Annotated in this window: 2 protein-coding genes; both read left to right on the forward strand. The window is 62.4% G+C overall.

Annotated features, from left to right (window positions below):
* The first annotated feature begins 26 nt into the window (after positions 1-26).
* Positions 27-1,190 (forward strand): 3-hydroxy-D-aspartate aldolase BhcC, encoded by a 1,164-nt coding sequence (gene bhcC, locus MWU54_RS18560; RefSeq protein WP_247086741.1) that lies wholly within the window; start codon positions 27-29, stop codon positions 1,188-1,190.
* Positions 1,191-1,317: 127 nt separating this feature from the next.
* A partial coding sequence (gene bhcD / locus MWU54_RS18565) for an iminosuccinate reductase BhcD (protein ID WP_247086743.1) occupies positions 1,318-2,144 on the forward strand: 827 nt, incomplete at its 3' end.

Here is a 2,144-nt window from a genome sequence, read left to right on the forward strand (position 1 = left end):
TTTGTGAAGGCAAACGGAGAGACGCGATGAAAGATCTGAGTTATTTCGAGGACTATGAGGTTGGCTTTGACATTCCGGCGAAGCCCGGGATGGATGAGGCGGAGATCCAGACGCCTGCTCTGGTGCTGGATCTGGATGCGTTGGAGCGCAACATCAAGAAGATGGGCGATTACGCCAAGGCGCATGGGATGCGGCATCGGACGCATGGCAAGATGCACAAGTCGGTGGATGTGCAGAAGCTTCAGGAAGAGCTGGGCGGGGCCTGTGGCGTGTGCTGTCAGAAGGTCTCCGAGGCCGAGGTGTTTGCCCGGGGTGGGATCACCGATGTGCTGGTGTCGAACCAGGTGCGGGACCCGGCCAAGATCGACCGTCTGGCGCGGTTGCCCAAGCTGGGCGCGCGCACGATCTGCTGCGTCGATGACCTGGCCAATGTGGCGGACCTGTCGGCTGCGGCGGTCAAGCATGGCACGCAGATCGAATGCCTGGTCGAGATCGACTGCGGCGCGGGCCGTTGCGGTGTTCTGACGACGCCGGAAGTGGTCGAGATTGCCAAGGCGATCGACGCGGCTGAGGGGCTCAGGTTTGCCGGCATTCAGGCCTACCAGGGCGCGATGCAGCACATGGATTCCTATGACGACCGCAAGGCAAAGATCGACATCGCGGTGGCACAGGTCAAGGACGCGGTGGACACGCTCAAGGCCGAGGGTCTGGAGTGCGACATCGTTGGTGGCGGCGGCACCGGGTCGTATTATTTCGAGTCCAACTCGGGTGTGTATAACGAGCTTCAGTGCGGGTCCTACGCGTTCATGGATGCCGATTACGGGCGTATCCTCGACAAGGACGGCAAGCGCATCGACCAGGGCGAATGGGAGAACGCGTTCTTCATCCTGACCAGCGTGATGAGCCACGCAAAAGCCGACAAGGCGATTGTGGATGCCGGTCTCAAGGCGCAGTCGGTGGATTCGGGCCTGCCGGTGATCTTTGGCCGGACGGACGTGGACTACGTCAAATGCTCGGACGAGCATGGCGTTGTGATGGACCCGAACGGGGTTCTCAAGGTCAATGACAAGCTCAAGCTGGTGCCGGGCCACTGCGATCCGACCGCCAACGTCCATGACTGGTATGTCGGTGTGCGCAACGGCAAGGTGGAAACCGTCTGGCCGGTGTCGGCCCGCGGTCGCGCGTATTGATGTCGTCGCGCTGACGCGCGCCGATCCGTGGGGGCTTTGCCCCCACACCCCCAAAGTATTCATGAAACAGAGACTATGAGGACGGCGCATATCGGGGGGTGCGCCGTTTTTGCGAAAGGGAGCCCCCATGTATATCGTTCCAGAAGCCAAGATTGCCGACCTGGTCTCGCGCGAAGCCTCGTTTGACGCCGTTGAACAGGTGTTTGCGGCGATGGCTGCGAAAGATGCGTATAACTTCCCGGTGATCCGAGAGGCGATTGGGCATGAGGATGCGCTTTATGGCTTCAAGGGTGGGTTTGACCGGGTTGGCGGATCGCTTGGCCTGAAGGCGGGTGGATACTGGCCGCACAACCTGGAAAAGCGCGGGTTGATCAATCACCAATCCACGGTGTTCCTGTTTGATCCCGACACCGGGCGCGTGCGGGCGATGGTGGGGGGCAACCTGCTGACCGCGCTGCGCACGGCGGCGGCGTCTTCGGTGTCGATCAAGCATCTGGCACGCGCCGATGCCAAGGTGATGGGCATGGTGGGGGCGGGCCACCAGGCGACCTTCCAGCTGCGCGCGGCGCTGGAGCAGCGGTCGTTCGAGAAGGTGATCGGGTGGAATTATCACCCCGAGATGTTGCCGAACATCGAAAAGGTGGCCGCCGAGGCCGGTGTGCCGTTTGAAGCGGTGGACCTGCCGGGGATGGCGGAGGCGGATGTGATCATCTCGATCACCAGCGCGTTTGCGCCGTCCCTGATGGCGGATCACGTGAGCGCGGGCACCCATATCGCCTGCATGGGCACTGACACCAAGGGCAAGCAGGAGGTCGAGGCGGCGCTTCTGGCGCGGGCCAAGGTGTTCACCGACGAGGTGGCGCAATCGGTGTCCATCGGCGAGGCGCAGCACGCGGTGGGCGCAGGGCTGATTGCCGAAAGCGACGTGATCGAGATCGGCGCGGTGATCAACGG

Source organism: Marivita sp. S6314 (genome assembly GCF_023015985.1).
Lineage (GTDB): Bacteria > Pseudomonadota > Alphaproteobacteria > Rhodobacterales > Rhodobacteraceae > Marivita.

Excerpts from the sequence above, each read along its gene's own strand:
- bhcC (WP_247086741.1), top strand. The coding sequence starts at position 27 with ATGAAAGATCTGAGTTATTTCGAGGACTATGAGGTTGGCTTTGACATT.